This is a genomic window from Robinsoniella peoriensis (genome assembly GCF_000797495.1).
Taxonomy (GTDB): domain Bacteria; phylum Bacillota; class Clostridia; order Lachnospirales; family Lachnospiraceae; genus Robinsoniella; species Robinsoniella peoriensis.
On record NZ_JTGN01000007.1, the window covers coordinates 44737 to 58785 of the forward strand.

Sequence of the window (14049 nt, forward strand, 5' to 3'; positions counted from 1 at the left end):
AGAGACTTTGTGAAATAAGGTGGTATGCCTTAAGAAACGAAGCAGTGACGGGCAGGTGCCCTGACAGTTTAGGAAAATGACAATTTCCCAGACTCGACGGGCTCCTGCCCGTTCGTATTTTCCCTTTTGCTGCCACTTGACTTTTAAAACCTACAGATGTAATATATAAAGTATTACATATGTAGGATATAATGAATTTCAAGTTGTGTACGAAAAGTGAGGAAATTATATGATAAGAAACAGGAAGACTATGAAGGCTTTGAAAAAGCAAACCTCGGTTTCCAGGGTAAAGATTTTAACAGCTGTTTTTATTGGAATGTGTATGATTTTGTTTTACCGGCTTTATCAGCTGCAGATTTTAGGAGGGGAGGACTATCGGAATAATTTTGTTATGAAGATTAAGAAGACCCGTGTGCTGAAAAGCACCAGAGGGAATATCTATGACCGAAATGGGAATCTTCTTGCGGGGAATAAAATGACTTATGGGATAACCATGGAGGATAATGGGTCGTATCAATCCGAACGGGAGAAACAGTTGTCCCTGAACGGGACAGCCTATCAGGTGATCCGGCTGGTACATAGCCAGAAGGAAACATTAACCACGGCACTTGCCATCGTGTTGGATGAAAAGGGGGAATATGTATTTAATACGGAGGGGGTTTCTCTGGACCGTTTTCGGGCAGACGTTTTTGGCAGGGCTTTTATAGAAGATATGACAGATATGGAAGCGGCAGCCGGGGCAGATGAGATTGTGGCATATTTAGCAGGAGAAGACCGTTTTGCTTTATATGAGAAAAACGGGCAGGCATATACGAAGGAGGAACTGGAAAGCAGCGGGCTTCCCAAACAACTCAGCAAAAAAGATGCCCTGGAGATTTTAAATATCCGGTATATGCTGTCTCTTAACACTTTTCAGCGTTACATTCCCGTTACGGTGGCAGTGGATGTATCCCAAGATACCGTGTCGTATGTACTGGAACATAAATCCCAATGGCAGGGAGTGGGGATCAGTGATGAGGAGATCCGGGTATATGAGGGCGGGGATGCCTTTGGGCATATTCTGGGGTATACCGGCAAAATTTCCGCAGAAGAACTGGAGGAACTGCAAAAAGAAAATGAAAACTATACCAGTGATGCTGTGGTGGGTAAATCGGGGATTGAACAATCTATGGAGCAGTATCTTCAGGGAATAGAGGGGTCAGAAACGGTATATGTTAACAATATGGGAAAGGTGGTCCAAAAAGAAAAACCCCCCAAAGACCCGGTTCCGGGTAAAGATGTCTACCTGAGCATAGACAAAGACCTGACTGAAGCCGTGTACCGGATTCTGGAGCAGCGGATCGCAGGCATCCTAACGACTAACATTGCAGATATCAAGGAATTTGATACCAGTAAAATTACAGATTCGGCAGATTTGGTTATTCCGGTCTATGATGTGTATTTTGCTCTTCTGGATAATTCTGTGGTAGATCTCACTCATTTTGGACAGGCGGATGCGACTGCTTTTGAAAAAGAAATTTACGCAAGGTTACAGGATAAACTGGGGCGGGTGATGCAGAAATTAAACTCGGAGCTAAAGGGAGATGGAAGCATCTATAAGGATCTGGATAAAGAAATGCAGGAGTATCAGGATTATATTGTGGATACGTTGCTTATGGAGGAAACGGGTTTACTGGATGCAGGGAAAATAGACAAAGAAAATGAAAGATACCAGTCCTGGAAAAAGGATGGGGATATAAGCCTGAAGGATTTTCTCACAGAGGCAGTTGCAGAGGGCTGGATTGATATGTCACATATACCTTCAAAAGATACTTATATGGATTCCGGGCAGTCCTTAGAATTACTGAGCAAGACAATCAGCGAAAGCCTTGCTGCAGATGAAGGTTTCTTAAAAAGACTTTGCTGGTATATGCTGCAGCAGGAAGAGATAGCGCCGCGGGAGATCTGCCTGCTGCTCTATGAACAGGGGGTTTTATCAAAAGAGGATGCGGTCTATGAAGGATTAGCAAGTGGAAATATTTCAAGTTATCAGTTTGTGATTGATAAAATTAACAGTCTGGAGATAAAGCCGTCCTGGCTTGCCCTGGATCCATGCTCAGGTTCTGCGGTTATCACAGATCCGGGGACAGGTGAAGTGCTGGCATGTGTTACCTATCCCGGATATGATGTGAACCGGCTTGCCAACCAAATGGATGAAGCATATTATCAGAAGCTCTATGAGGATAAATCAGTACCTTTCTACAACAGAGCCACCCAACAGCTTACGGCGCCGGGATCCACTTTTAAGCCGGTCACTGCCATAGCGGGCTTAATGGAAGAAGTAATCTGGTCGGATACAGATGTATTATGTGACGGCGTGTTTGATAAAGTTGAGCCGCCGCTGCACTGCTGGAACCTGTCGGGACATGGGGATATCCCAACGGTTGCAAGTGCGATAAAGAATTCCTGCAATGACTATCTGTGTGAAATATCCTACCGGATGGGACTGGACGGAAATGGTAAATTTTCCGATGAACAATCCCTGAAGCGGCTTACATCCTACACCAAAATGTTCGGTTTAGACCGGAAATCAGGAATTCAGCTTCCCGAGTCGGAGCCTCATATCACGGATAAATTTGCCATTCCTTCTGCAATCGGGCAGGGTACGCATAACTATGCCACGGTACAGTTGGCCCGGTATGTGAATACGCTTGCCAATGGTGGGAGCTGTTATGACCTTACCCTGCTTGACAAAGTGATGGATAAAGAGGGTCACATAACAGAGGAAAACCCTCCGAAATTAAGGAATCAGATCGATCTTCCGGCTGAGGTATGGAACGATGTTCACACCGGAATGGAGGAAGCAGCCGGCAGTAATGCAATGTTAAGCAAGCTGAGTATTAAGATTGCCGGCAAGACCGGAACCGCAGAAGAAACACCCAGCAGACCAACACACGGTCTGTTTGTGGGGTACGCTCCGGCGGAGAACCCGGAAATTGCGGTAGCTGTCCGTATTGCACATGGATTTGCATCCGGGAATGCAGTGGGAGTATCCCAGGATATATTTAAATATTATTTTAAACTTGAGAAAAAGGAGGATATTCTGACCGGAACGGCATCCAGGGCTAGTGATAATGCACATATGGATTAGATATGGGGGCTGAGTAAGGATGATGTAAAAAAAGCTAATATAAAGTAAATTATTTCCAATAGAATCATGTTAAAATTACAGATATGATTAGAGAAGGTAAAGTATGTCTGATTACAGATAAAAGTAGAAATCTGCCTGGCATAAAAGGAGAGGGACATGAAAAACTATTGGATAAAATTTTCAAATTTAAAAATAAAACAGAAGTTACTGATTTCTAATATCGGTATTATTCTGATTATGGTTTGTCTGACAGGCGTATCGGGGTATTATATATCCAGAAACCTGCTGATAACCACCTCGGTAAAATCCTCCGTAGATTTAATGGAACAGCTGAGTTCCAACTTTGATTATGCAATAGAATCTCTGGAGGATTTTATTTTAATGCAGACATTTAATAAGGATTTTTCCGGCATTATCGGGAAAGAGACGGAGAAGGGGAACAGCAAGGCATTATTTGACCGGAAGAAAAAGCTTTTGAATTTCAGTTATAACCTTATGAATTTTAATAAGTACATCAAAGCAGTGCTGGTACAGGATAATTTTGAGAATATTTATTATTATTCAACGGATTACAGCTCTATGAGCCTGGAAGAGCAGGCTGATAACCTGGCATTTCAAAAGGCTTATGAAATGTGGGGGACTACATACTGGAAGCCATATAATGAAGAACTTGTTTTTGCCAGCAGCCTGGTTTTTGACTTTGAATCCATGAAACCCCTGGGGGTAATTTCCATAGGGATTGACACCGCTTATTTTAAAGAACTGTATAAAAATATTTCTTCCGAAAAGGCAAATGAGATATTAGTGCTGAACCAGGACAGGCAGATATTAATCGGAGAAGACAATAAGGGGCGGGAGCTGGCTGAAATCATTTTGGAGAAGTATAAACCTATAAATGAAGAAGGGAAAGAAATCTATTATAAAAATGAAAAATATATCTACACAACCTGGAAGGCAAAAGGGAACGGAATTCAGGTCATGAACCTCATTTCAGAGAAGGTGATTATGGATGGCATTTTTAAATTGTTAACCCCGGTAATCTGGTCTGCTCTACTGGGGGTAATCCTCTCTGCAGCCATAGCTGTTTTGATTTCCGGGCAGATTTCTTCCAATATAAAATTATTGCTTACAAATATCCGAAGCATCTCCAAAGGAGATTTTTCTCAAAAAATTGTCCCGGCAAGCTATGATGACGCCGTACGAGAGCATCCTCATCAAATTTGAGGATGCTCTTTTTGTGCCGGTCTGGTGGGAGCGGTTTTTTGTAGTATATTTATAAATGGAAATATGATATGATTGATGTGAATACAACTATATGACATTTATTTGCAATATACAGCATTGTAAATACAATACAAAGTTGTATTGAAGGAATACAGATGGAATAAAATATACCAAAAGCAGGAGGGGAATATGGAACTGGAATTGAATATGGAAAAAATGAAGAGATTTATGCGTAATTTTTACATCACTACCGGAGTCCGCAGCGCGGTGTATGACAGTAATTATAGAAAAATAATTGCTTATCCGGAGAAAAATACCGGCATCTGCCAGCTGATGCACGAAAATGAAATCAGTAATATGGAATGCCAGAAAAGCAATATGAGAGCATTTAAACTCTGCAACAAGGCAGAAAATACTATCGTATATAAATGCCATGTGGGGCTGAATGAAGTCATCACACCGCTTAAGGACAAAGATGTAACCATTGGCTATGTAATTTTCGGACAGATATCCAATGTAAAAGATAAAGAGTATCTTCTGCAACTAATTGAAGAAGCCTGTGCAAAATACAATATGCAGGATATTGACCTGAAGTCTGAGATGAAAAATATACACGTCAAAACTACGCAGGAGATATTGGCAATTGCCAAAATTTTAGAAGCCTGTACCTACTACATTATTTATAATGATATGATACGCCTCAGTAAAACAGATTTTCTATCAAAAATGGATCATTATATTGAGGGGCATATCAGTGAGACGATTACTGTTAATAAAATATGCAGTGAACTGGGAGTGAGTAAAACAAAGTTATATGAGATTGTCAATGACAGAGTGAAAAAAAGTATTGCCAGATATATTAAAGAAAAGAGAATCGACAGAGCAAAAATACTCTTGCGGGAAACGGAATTGTCCATTTCAGAAATAGCCCAAATGGTGGGAATCGGAGATTATAATTATTTTTGTGCTGTTTTTAAGAAAATGACAGGGTTAACAGCAAAAAAATACCGGGATAGAAAATAACAGAAAAAACTTTGAAAAAATTGTAAATATGGAAATACGCAAAGTTTTTTGGACATTTTATACTATAAATCAAATATGCAAACTGATATAATGCAAATAAGTTATACAGGACGTCACTGATAACAAAATAATTTAATAATTTAATATGGCTGGAGGTAAAATCTATGAAAAAGATGTTAAAAATGGGGATCACATTGGTAATGGCAGTAAGTTTTCTGACCGGATGCGGTTCAGGAACCCAAACGGCAGACACAGAAAAAACTGCAGACGCAGACAAAGAGGATACAGATACCGCACAGGCAGGGGATAAGGCTTCCGGAACGGAAAAAGCTTCGGGGGAAAGCGGAAACAAAGATATCAAATTAGGCTTTGTCTGTATGAATCTTGGAAATCCCTGGTTTGTTGAAGTTAAAAAAGGATTTGAGGATGCGTGCAAGGAACTTGGCGTAACCGGTATGGTTGTGGATTCCCAGTACGATGTTGACAAACAGGTAAGTGATCTGGAGAGTTTAATCAATGATAATTACAATGGGATCATGATCTCTCCCATTGACCAGAATGCGACCTCTGCGCTCATTGATAAGGCAAAAGAAAAAAACATTGCAGTCAGCTGTGTTGCCCAAAGCCAGGACAACGCAGATATGAGATATATTGTAAATGAATATGAATATGGCTCCATTATCGGTGAAAATGCAGCAAACTGGATTAATGAAAATCTGAAGGATCTGGATAAAGTTAAAGTCGCGATTATCTCTCAGGACAATGTTGAGGCTGTGATACCGAGAGGAGACGGTGTGCAGGAAACCCTGGAAAAGATGTGTCCTAATGTAGAGATCGTATCAAGACAGCCAGGGGATACACCTGAGGCGGGGATGAAGATTATAGAAGGTGTACTGCAGCAGACACCTGACCTGAATGTCGTAGCTGCTGTCAATGATTCAGGCGGAATCGGCGGATATCAGGCACTCTCTGCAGCAGGTTTTACCGGAGATGACCCGGTAGCGGTATTTTCTGGTGATGCAACGGATGAAGCTTTAAATGCGATGAAAGAAGAGGATACGATATACCGTGGAACAGTTGATCTTTATCCCTATCGGGCAGGTTTTGAAAGTGCAAAGAAACTTTTTGAATATGTCCAGAATGGAAGACCGGCAGAACAGGAGGATATCTTTCTGAAACCTGTGGCAGTTCCGCTAAAGGATTTATTAGATGGAACTTATAAAAAATAAATCGTGAATCAGTAAGAAATGAGGGAGAGGATATATCCTCTCCTGAATCCGGGAGGTTTGAAATGCAGAACACAATTTTAAAGGTGCAGGATATTTGCAGATATTATCCTGGAGTTAAGGCTCTGGATGGGATTTCCTTTGAGATCGGACGGGGAGAAGTACATGCCATATGCGGAGAAAACGGTGCAGGAAAATCTACCTTTATTAAAATATTGACAGGGGCAAATGAACCCAGCAGGGGGATTATTGAATTTGAAGGTAAGCAGTATAAGAGACTGACTCCAAGGAAGTCAATGGAACTGGGGATCAATGTTATCTATCAGGAGTTCAGTCTCGTTCCGTTTTTGTCTGTAGCTGAAAATATATTTTACGGAAGAGAAATCAAGAAGCACGGGGTACGGGATATTAAGGCAATGAAACAAAAAGCACAGGAGTTGTGCGGGGAAATGGGAGTAGATATCGATATCAATGCTCGGATCTGTGATTTGGGTATTGCTTATCAGCAGATTGTTGAGATCTTAAAGGCGGTCTCACAAAAGTCCAAATTTATTATCATGGATGAGCCAACTGCACCGCTTACCGTAAATGAGACACAGATATTTTTCAGGATCATTGAGAAGCTGAGAAAAGACCAGGTAACCATTGTATTTATTTCTCACAGGCTGGAGGAGGTATTCCAGATCTGTGACCGTGTGACTGTATTCTGCGATGGAAAATATGTTTCCACTAAAAAGGTATCAGAAATCACTCAGAAGCAGTTAATTTCAAGTATGGTTGGCAGGGAACTTGCGGATGATTATCCGGTACCCCGCCGTAATATAGCAAAGGAGACCATCCTGAAGGTAAATAACCTGTGTAACCAGAATCTGAATCATATTTCCTTTGAACTTAAAAAAGGTGAAATTCTAGGTTTTGGGGGATTGGTGGGCGCGGGGAGGACAGAACTGGCAAGGGCTATCTTCGGAGCAGACAGTATTTCAGAAGGGACAATAGAGCTAAGGTGCAGTCCATACGTCCCCCACACGCCTAAAACAGCATTAAAAGCAGGAATTGGTTTAATACCGGAGGATCGCAAGAATCAGGGGTGTGTGCTGAATTTGTCCGTGAAAGAAAATGCATCATACAGTATCCTGAAAAAGTGTTCCAGGGGAATGATCATATCTGCAAAGACAGAAAATGAATACGTGGAAAAATACATAGGAGAATTGAATATTAAAACTCCTTCGAAGGATCAACCCGTAAAAAACCTTTCTGGCGGCAACCAGCAAAAAGTAGTGCTGGCAAAGATGCTGGCTACCAATTGTGATGTACTGATCTTTGATGAACCTACCAGAGGAATAGATGTTGGCGCAAAATATGAAATATATTCCTTAATGTGTAAATTGGCGGAACGTGGAAAGAGCATTATTATGATCAGTTCAGAGATGTCAGAGCTAATCGGAATGTCAGACCGGATTCTGGTAATGGGAGCCGGGTGCATAACAGGAGAATTAAATAAATCAGAATTTAAGCAGGAGACTATCCTTGAGATGGCATCCGCGGTATAAAGCTTTAGAACGTGTCTTAATAATCATTGCATCCGTCTGGTACAAGCATTTTTCAGACACGCTACAGGAGGAGACATAATGAGTAAGAATAAAAGAGCAACAGCCATATTGCTGAATTATGGGATTTTGGTTGTTTTGGTTATCATGATCGGTATTTTTGCATTGGCATCCAGCAATTTTTTTAAGTTTTCAACCATGTTTACCATACTAAAACAGGTTTCCATTACCGGAATAATCTCGGTGGGAATGACCTTCGTTATGCTGACCGGAGGCATTGATTTATCGGTAGGATCTATAGCAGGGGTGTCAAGCGTTACAGCTGCTATGCTGATGCTGAATAAGGTTCCAATTTTTTTGACCTGTATTCTTGTATTAATAATTGCCGTTTTTTACGGTGCAATCAACGGTTTTTGCGTTACCAGACTGGAGATGCCGCCGCTGATTGCCACGCTTGGACTTCAGACAGCGCTCAGGGGGCTGGCGTATATTGTAACCGGAGGTCTGCCGGTATTTGGCTTCAATAAAGCCTTTGGTAATTTTGCAACAGGAACGGTAGCCGCGATCCCATATCCGGTGATACTGGTGATCCTTATTTTTATCATTGCAATTTATGCACTGGAGAAAATGACAATCGGACGCTATCTGTATGGTGTGGGAGGTAATGAAGAAGCTTCCAGATTGTCCGGTATCAATGTGACCAGGATTAAATTATTCGCGTATGCAATAAGCGGTTTACTGGCCGGAATTGCAGGTCTGGTACTGCTGTCCAGAACAAATAGCGGACAGCCCTCCGCCGGAACGAATTATGAGATGGATGCGATTACGGCGGTTGTTCTGGGAGGTGTAAGTCTCAGCGGAGGAGAAGGAAAACTCTCAATGGTTATCATTGGCGTATTGTTAATGGGAATTCTGGGAACCGGTATGATTATGCTAAATATCAATGATTATGTACAGCAATTAGTGAAAGGATTAGTTTTGATTGCGGCAGTTGCATTCTCTTCCTATTCCAAACGGGTCAGAAGTAAAATGATTGCCGCATCTTAAAATGTACTATAAATGAAAAGGCCGTAAACTGCCTGTGCTGCAGCACTGGCAGGACTTAAGGGAGCCGGTGAAGTCTTGCCGGATTAGGAGGAAAAATATGAAACGTTCTGAAGTAAATAATATCATACAATACGCCGTGGAACTGATGGAGAAGAGAGGTCTGCCGCTGCCGCCATTTGCAAAGTGGGGTCCTGAAGAATGGAAGATGGCAGGAGCGGATGAAAGAGAAATTATAGATAATATGCTGGGCTGGGATATTACCGATTTTGGAAGCGGGGATTTTGAAAAGATTGGTTTGACCATCTTCACATTTCGAAACGGAAGCTTACGGGATAAAGAAACTTATCCCAAGCCTTATGCTGAAAAACTGCTTCTTGTAAGAGACGGACAGATACTTCCTTATCATTTTCACTGGAGCAAGATGGAGGATATTATTAACCGCGGAGGAGGCGATCTTGTGCTGACACTTTATAACTCCAATGAAGATGAAGCGTTTGCGGATACAGATGTATTAGTGACAATTGACGGACAAAAAAAGGTCGTACCGGCTGGTGGAAATGTGATTTTAAAGCCGGGGCAGAGTATTACCCTGAAGACGGGGCAGTATCATACCTGGCAGGGTATACCCGGAACCGGTGATGTGCTGTTATTTGAGGTTTCATCTGTGAATGATGACCGTGTCGATAACCGGTTTCACACGGCTGCCGGAAGACTGCCTGAGATTGAAGAGGATGAACCTGCAAAATATTTGATCTTTAATGATTATAGCAAGATTTGAAACTATTGGCAGAAATTTTTGCATCCTGTATAAAAAACAGATTAAAATCTCATGCTCCATATGAAAACAGATTTAAAATTCCATTTCCACGCAAGACAAATAAAAAAGTTATGATATAATCCTCTTATCACAGAAAAATAGGAGATAATGGTTATGTGGAAGCAGAGAAAAAATATTTTAATTGCCGGATGCGGACGTTTCGGAGCTGGCCTTGCCGGGGAGCTGTCCAGGGGAGGCAGCCAGGTAGTAATTATTGATCAGGATCCGGAAGCATTCCGAAAACTGCCGTTGGATTTTAATGGAGTCCAGGTGCTTGGAAATGCAGCAGATCCTGATATATTGGAAGAGGCGGGCATGAAAGATGCCATTCAGGTAATTACCGCTACCAATGACGACAATATCAATTGTATTGTGGCACAGATGGCAAAACAGATCTATGAAGTGGATACTGTTTTTGCAAGACTGGAGGATATGAAAAAACAATGCCTCCTGGATTTTATGAAAATTAAAGTAATATGTCCCGTAAGTCTTTCCATCAAAGAATATGATCATCTGACCTGCAAACCGGCATCATAAATGAGGGTCTTGCAACGAATTTTAATAAAATACATACAAAGAACTCTTTTTGTGCATAATAAGCAGAAAAACAAAAGGAGTTCTTTTTATGTTGGGAATATTAATTGCACTTTTATCCGGAGCCCTGATGAGCGTACAGGGTGTTTTTAATACGGACGTAACGAAAAATAGCAGTCTTTGGGTGGCAACCAGCTTTGTACAGTTTTCAGCATTAATTGTTTGCCTGATTGCTTGGTTTTTTACCGGACGGGAAAGCTTTGGGGCGATTTTACAGGTTCCGAATAAATTTGCTCTGCTGGGCGGTGTAATCGGAGCTTTTATCACCATAACTGTAATTAAGAGTATGGATTCCCTTGGACCGGCAAAGGCAGCCATGCTGATTGTAATTTCTCAGCTCATTGTGGCATATGTCATTGAATTGATGGGGATTTTCGGTGTGGAAAAGCAGCCTTTTGAATGGCGGAAGCTCTTAGGAATGGGCGTCGCAATCGTAGGAATTGTAATATTTAAGTGGTAATTTAAAAATAGCTATTGTAATCGGGGAGAAAGTTCGTTAAAATATAAGAGATTGCATAGGGGGCCCTTACATCAAAATGATGAAAGGGGATTATGTAATATGAAGTTCAGAATCAAACGCTTAGGCGCCTGCATCCTGCTGAGTGTACTCCTTTTGACCGGATGTCACGATAATGATATGCCTCTGGTTCTGGAGACAGAAACCATAGGGACAGAAGAGACAGGCAGTCAGGATCAGAGTAACCGTCAAAGCGAAGAGCAGCATACGGACGTACAGATAAAGACTGAAATTTATATAGATGTGAGCGGGGCGGTTTTAAACCCCGGAGTCTATGAGCTGCCTTCTGATGCCAGAATTTATGAAGCAATAGAAAAGGCCGGCGGACTTCTTCCCGATGCAGATAAAGACTCACTGAATCAGGCAGAAAAGCTGAGTGACGGGCAGAAGATCAGAGTTTATACATCAGCAGAGGCCGAAACAATGGCGCAGGCTGAGATACCTGCAGCCCCCGGGGCACCAGGAGAAACCAGTATTGTGAATTTGAATACAGCCGATGAGGCAGGACTTATGACACTGCCCGGAATAGGAGAAGCAAAAGCGAAGGATATTATTGCATATCGAACAGAACAGGGTGGTTTTAAAAGTATAGAAGAAATCAAGAACATCAGTGGAATCAAAGACGCAGTATTTAATAAAATAAAAGATAAAATAGTGGTTTAATAAGGAGAATGAAGCATGGGAAAGAAAGTATTAGTTGTTGATGATGAAAAGTTAATCGTAAAAGGGATTCGTTTCAGTCTGGAGCAGGATGGCATGGATGTAGATTGTGCATATGACGGAGAAGAAGCGGTCAGACTTGCAAGAGAGAATGAATATGATATTATGCTTTTAGACGTCATGCTTCCAAAGCTGGATGGATTTGAGGTATGCCAGCAAGTCAGGGAATTTTCCAGTGTTCCGATTGTAATGCTAACTGCAAAAGGTGACGATATGGATAAAATTCTGGGATTGGAATATGGAGCAGATGATTATATCACAAAGCCGTTTAATATTCTGGAGGTAAAGGCAAGGATCAAGGCAATCATCAGGCGTACGGCTAAAAAGGCAGAGGCATCGACCAGAGGCAGAATGGTTGAAGTAGGTGACCTGGTATTAGACTGTGAAGGAAGAAGAGTCAGCATAGCCGGGAAAGAAATTAATCTTACGGCAAAAGAATTCGATGTCCTGGAACTGCTTGTATTTAACCCAAACAAAGTATACAGCAGAGAAAATCTTCTGAACATCGTATGGGGATATGAATATCCGGGCGATGTAAGAACAGTGGATGTACATATCAGACGTTTGCGTGAAAAAATAGAGATAAATCCAAGTGAGCCAAAGTATGTTCACACAAAGTGGGGCGTTGGTTATTATTTTCAGCATTAGTTTTCAGACACATTTTCAGACAGGCTCTGGAGCAGGGCTGTGAAGAGGGGACGAGGCATCTGTGTGCATCGTCCCTGCTTAGAAAAAACGAGGGGATTATGAGACGTGCGAGGGATTTTTAACAATAAATTTATCAAGAAATATGCCAAGAGCCTTCAAGTGCGCATATTTGTAATTTTCTGTCTGGTTGGAATGCTGCCGATTATGGTCCTGAAATTCGGGATTCTGAAAAGTTATGAAAACCAGTCTATTCAGCAACGGGGGAAAATGGTTCAAAACCAGTGCAATAATATTGCGGACCAATTAAGCGATTCGATGTATTTTCAGGGGAATTCATCGCCTGTCATTGATAATGAACTGGCACAACTGGCAAATCTGTACAGCGGACGTGTGGTGATTGTAAATAATCAACTGCGGGTCATCAAAGATACATACGGGATTGACGAGAAAAAATTTATCGTATCAGAGGAACTGATCAAGAGTTTTAAAGGGGAAGATACCCTCCATTATGATAAAGACGGAGAATTTATCGAAATGACCGTCCCTGTAAAAGATGCAGTTACCAAAGAATTAATCGGCGTTATGATTGTAAGCACGCCCACTCAGGATATTAAAGATGCAAGGGATTTATTAGGCAGACAGGTATTCGTACTGCAGATTGTTTTGGCTCTTTGCGTTATTGGAATTGCATTTTACACATCCAAGATTCTGGTGCGTCCATTTGGTAAAGTGACGCAATCTCTGGAAGAGCTTACCGGGGGATTTCTGGAAGACGATATCAAGCTTTTAGACTATACCGAGACACAGCAGCTGTCGGAGGCGTACAATAAAATGCTGGGCCGTATGAAGGCGCTGGATGATTCCAGGCAGGAATTCGTATCCAATGTCTCCCATGAGTTAAAGACACCCATTACCTCCATGAAGGTACTGGCTGATTCTCTTCTAATGCAGGAAGAAGTTCCCAATGAACTGTACAAGGAATTTATGACAGATATTGCAGAAGAAATTGATCGGGAAAATAAAATTATCAACGATCTGCTTTCTTTGGTTAAGCTGGATAAAAAGGCTTCGGATCTGAATATACAGCCTACAAATATCAATGAATTATTAGAGCTCATTTTAAAAAGACTGCGGCCCATTGCAGCAAAACGCAATATCGAGCTGGTTCTGGAAACTTTCCGTCCGGTATCGGCAGAAGTGGATGAAACAAAGCTGACTCTTGCAGTATCTAATCTTGTAGAAAACGCGATTAAATATAACAAGGAAGGCGGATGGGTTCATGTGTCCATCAACGTAGACCATAAGTATTTTTATGTGAAAGTAGAGGATTCCGGAATGGGCATACCCGAAGAATCCCAGGAACATATTTTTGAACGGTTCTACCGGGTGGATAAATCACATTCAAGGGAAATCGGAGGCACGGGTCTTGGTCTTGCTATTACAAGAAATGCAATACTAATGCACCGGGGTGCGATTAAAGTATACAGTAAAGAGGGAGAAGGGACGACTTTTACCGTTAGGATTCCTTTGAATTATGTAGGATAATGGGGAGATAC

12 protein-coding genes are annotated in these 14049 nt (G+C 41.6%); all 12 read left to right on the forward strand.

Going from position 1 to position 14049, the window contains the following annotated elements; translation table 11 throughout:
* Window positions 1–229: 229 nt before the first annotated feature.
* On the forward strand, window positions 230–3130 hold the full coding sequence (locus tag QR40_RS15105) for a penicillin-binding transpeptidase domain-containing protein (RefSeq protein WP_044295903.1): 2901 nt from the start codon (window positions 230–232) through the stop codon (window positions 3128–3130).
* A gap of 156 nt (window positions 3131–3286) precedes the next feature.
* Window positions 3287–4354: a HAMP domain-containing protein gene (locus QR40_RS15110; protein ID WP_044295904.1), complete on the forward strand. Its 1068-nt coding sequence runs from the start codon at window positions 3287–3289 to the stop codon at window positions 4352–4354.
* 189 nt (window positions 4355–4543) lie between these two features.
* Window positions 4544–5377: a PocR ligand-binding domain-containing protein gene (locus QR40_RS15115; protein WP_027294352.1), complete on the forward strand. Its 834-nt coding sequence runs from the start codon at window positions 4544–4546 to the stop codon at window positions 5375–5377.
* A 164-nt stretch (window positions 5378–5541) separates the two neighbouring features.
* Window positions 5542–6606, forward strand: coding sequence for a sugar ABC transporter substrate-binding protein (locus tag QR40_RS15120; RefSeq protein ID WP_044295905.1), 1065 nt, complete (start codon window positions 5542–5544; stop codon window positions 6604–6606).
* Between the two features lie 62 nt (window positions 6607–6668).
* The gene (locus QR40_RS15125) at window positions 6669–8153 is read left to right on the forward strand and encodes a sugar ABC transporter ATP-binding protein (RefSeq protein WP_044295906.1); all 1485 of its coding nucleotides are present in this window, start codon (window positions 6669–6671) and stop codon (window positions 8151–8153) included.
* 78 nt (window positions 8154–8231) lie between these two features.
* A complete protein-coding gene (locus QR40_RS15130; protein WP_044289402.1) occupies window positions 8232–9197 on the forward strand; it encodes an ABC transporter permease in 966 nt (321 codons plus the stop codon).
* Window positions 9198–9294: 97 nt separating this feature from the next.
* On the forward strand, window positions 9295–9975 hold the full coding sequence (locus tag QR40_RS15135) for a D-lyxose/D-mannose family sugar isomerase (RefSeq protein ID WP_044295907.1): 681 nt from the start codon (window positions 9295–9297) through the stop codon (window positions 9973–9975).
* A 153-nt stretch (window positions 9976–10128) separates the two neighbouring features.
* The gene (locus QR40_RS15140) at window positions 10129–10551 is read left to right on the forward strand and encodes a potassium channel family protein (protein WP_027294347.1); all 423 of its coding nucleotides are present in this window, start codon (window positions 10129–10131) and stop codon (window positions 10549–10551) included.
* Between the two features lie 88 nt (window positions 10552–10639).
* Complete coding sequence (locus QR40_RS15145) at window positions 10640–11068, forward strand: DMT family transporter (protein ID WP_027294346.1); 429 nt, start codon at window positions 10640–10642, stop codon at window positions 11066–11068.
* A gap of 99 nt (window positions 11069–11167) precedes the next feature.
* Window positions 11168–11788, forward strand: a complete 621-nt coding sequence (locus QR40_RS15150) for a ComEA family DNA-binding protein (protein ID WP_044295908.1) — start codon at window positions 11168–11170, stop codon at window positions 11786–11788.
* A 15-nt stretch (window positions 11789–11803) separates the two neighbouring features.
* On the forward strand, window positions 11804–12493 hold the full coding sequence (locus QR40_RS15155; RefSeq protein ID WP_027294344.1) for a response regulator transcription factor: 690 nt from the start codon (window positions 11804–11806) through the stop codon (window positions 12491–12493).
* A gap of 159 nt (window positions 12494–12652) precedes the next feature.
* A complete protein-coding gene (locus QR40_RS15160; RefSeq protein ID WP_330373775.1) occupies window positions 12653–14038 on the forward strand; it encodes a sensor histidine kinase in 1386 nt (461 codons plus the stop codon).
* Window positions 14039–14049: the final 11 nt, after the last annotated feature.

What these genes read in the sequence shown, in the direction of transcription:
- QR40_RS15140 (WP_027294347.1), top strand. Translation starts at nt 10,129, where the DNA reads ATGTGGAAGCAGAGAAAAAATATTTTAATTGCCGGATGCGGACGTTTC.
- QR40_RS15130 (WP_044289402.1), top strand. Translation starts at nt 8,232, where the DNA reads ATGAGTAAGAATAAAAGAGCAACAGCCATATTGCTGAATTATGGGATT.
- QR40_RS15115 (WP_027294352.1), top strand. Translation starts at nt 4,544, where the DNA reads ATGGAACTGGAATTGAATATGGAAAAAATGAAGAGATTTATGCGTAAT.
- QR40_RS15145 (WP_027294346.1), top strand. Translation starts at nt 10,640, where the DNA reads ATGTTGGGAATATTAATTGCACTTTTATCCGGAGCCCTGATGAGCGTA.
- QR40_RS15135 (WP_044295907.1), top strand. Translation starts at nt 9,295, where the DNA reads ATGAAACGTTCTGAAGTAAATAATATCATACAATACGCCGTGGAACTG.
- QR40_RS15110 (WP_044295904.1), top strand. Translation starts at nt 3,287, where the DNA reads ATGAAAAACTATTGGATAAAATTTTCAAATTTAAAAATAAAACAGAAG.
- QR40_RS15150 (WP_044295908.1), top strand. Translation starts at nt 11,168, where the DNA reads ATGAAGTTCAGAATCAAACGCTTAGGCGCCTGCATCCTGCTGAGTGTA.
- QR40_RS15125 (WP_044295906.1), top strand. Translation starts at nt 6,669, where the DNA reads ATGCAGAACACAATTTTAAAGGTGCAGGATATTTGCAGATATTATCCT.
- QR40_RS15105 (WP_044295903.1), top strand. Translation starts at nt 230, where the DNA reads ATGATAAGAAACAGGAAGACTATGAAGGCTTTGAAAAAGCAAACCTCG.
- QR40_RS15155 (WP_027294344.1), top strand. Translation starts at nt 11,804, where the DNA reads ATGGGAAAGAAAGTATTAGTTGTTGATGATGAAAAGTTAATCGTAAAA.
- QR40_RS15120 (WP_044295905.1), top strand. Translation starts at nt 5,542, where the DNA reads ATGAAAAAGATGTTAAAAATGGGGATCACATTGGTAATGGCAGTAAGT.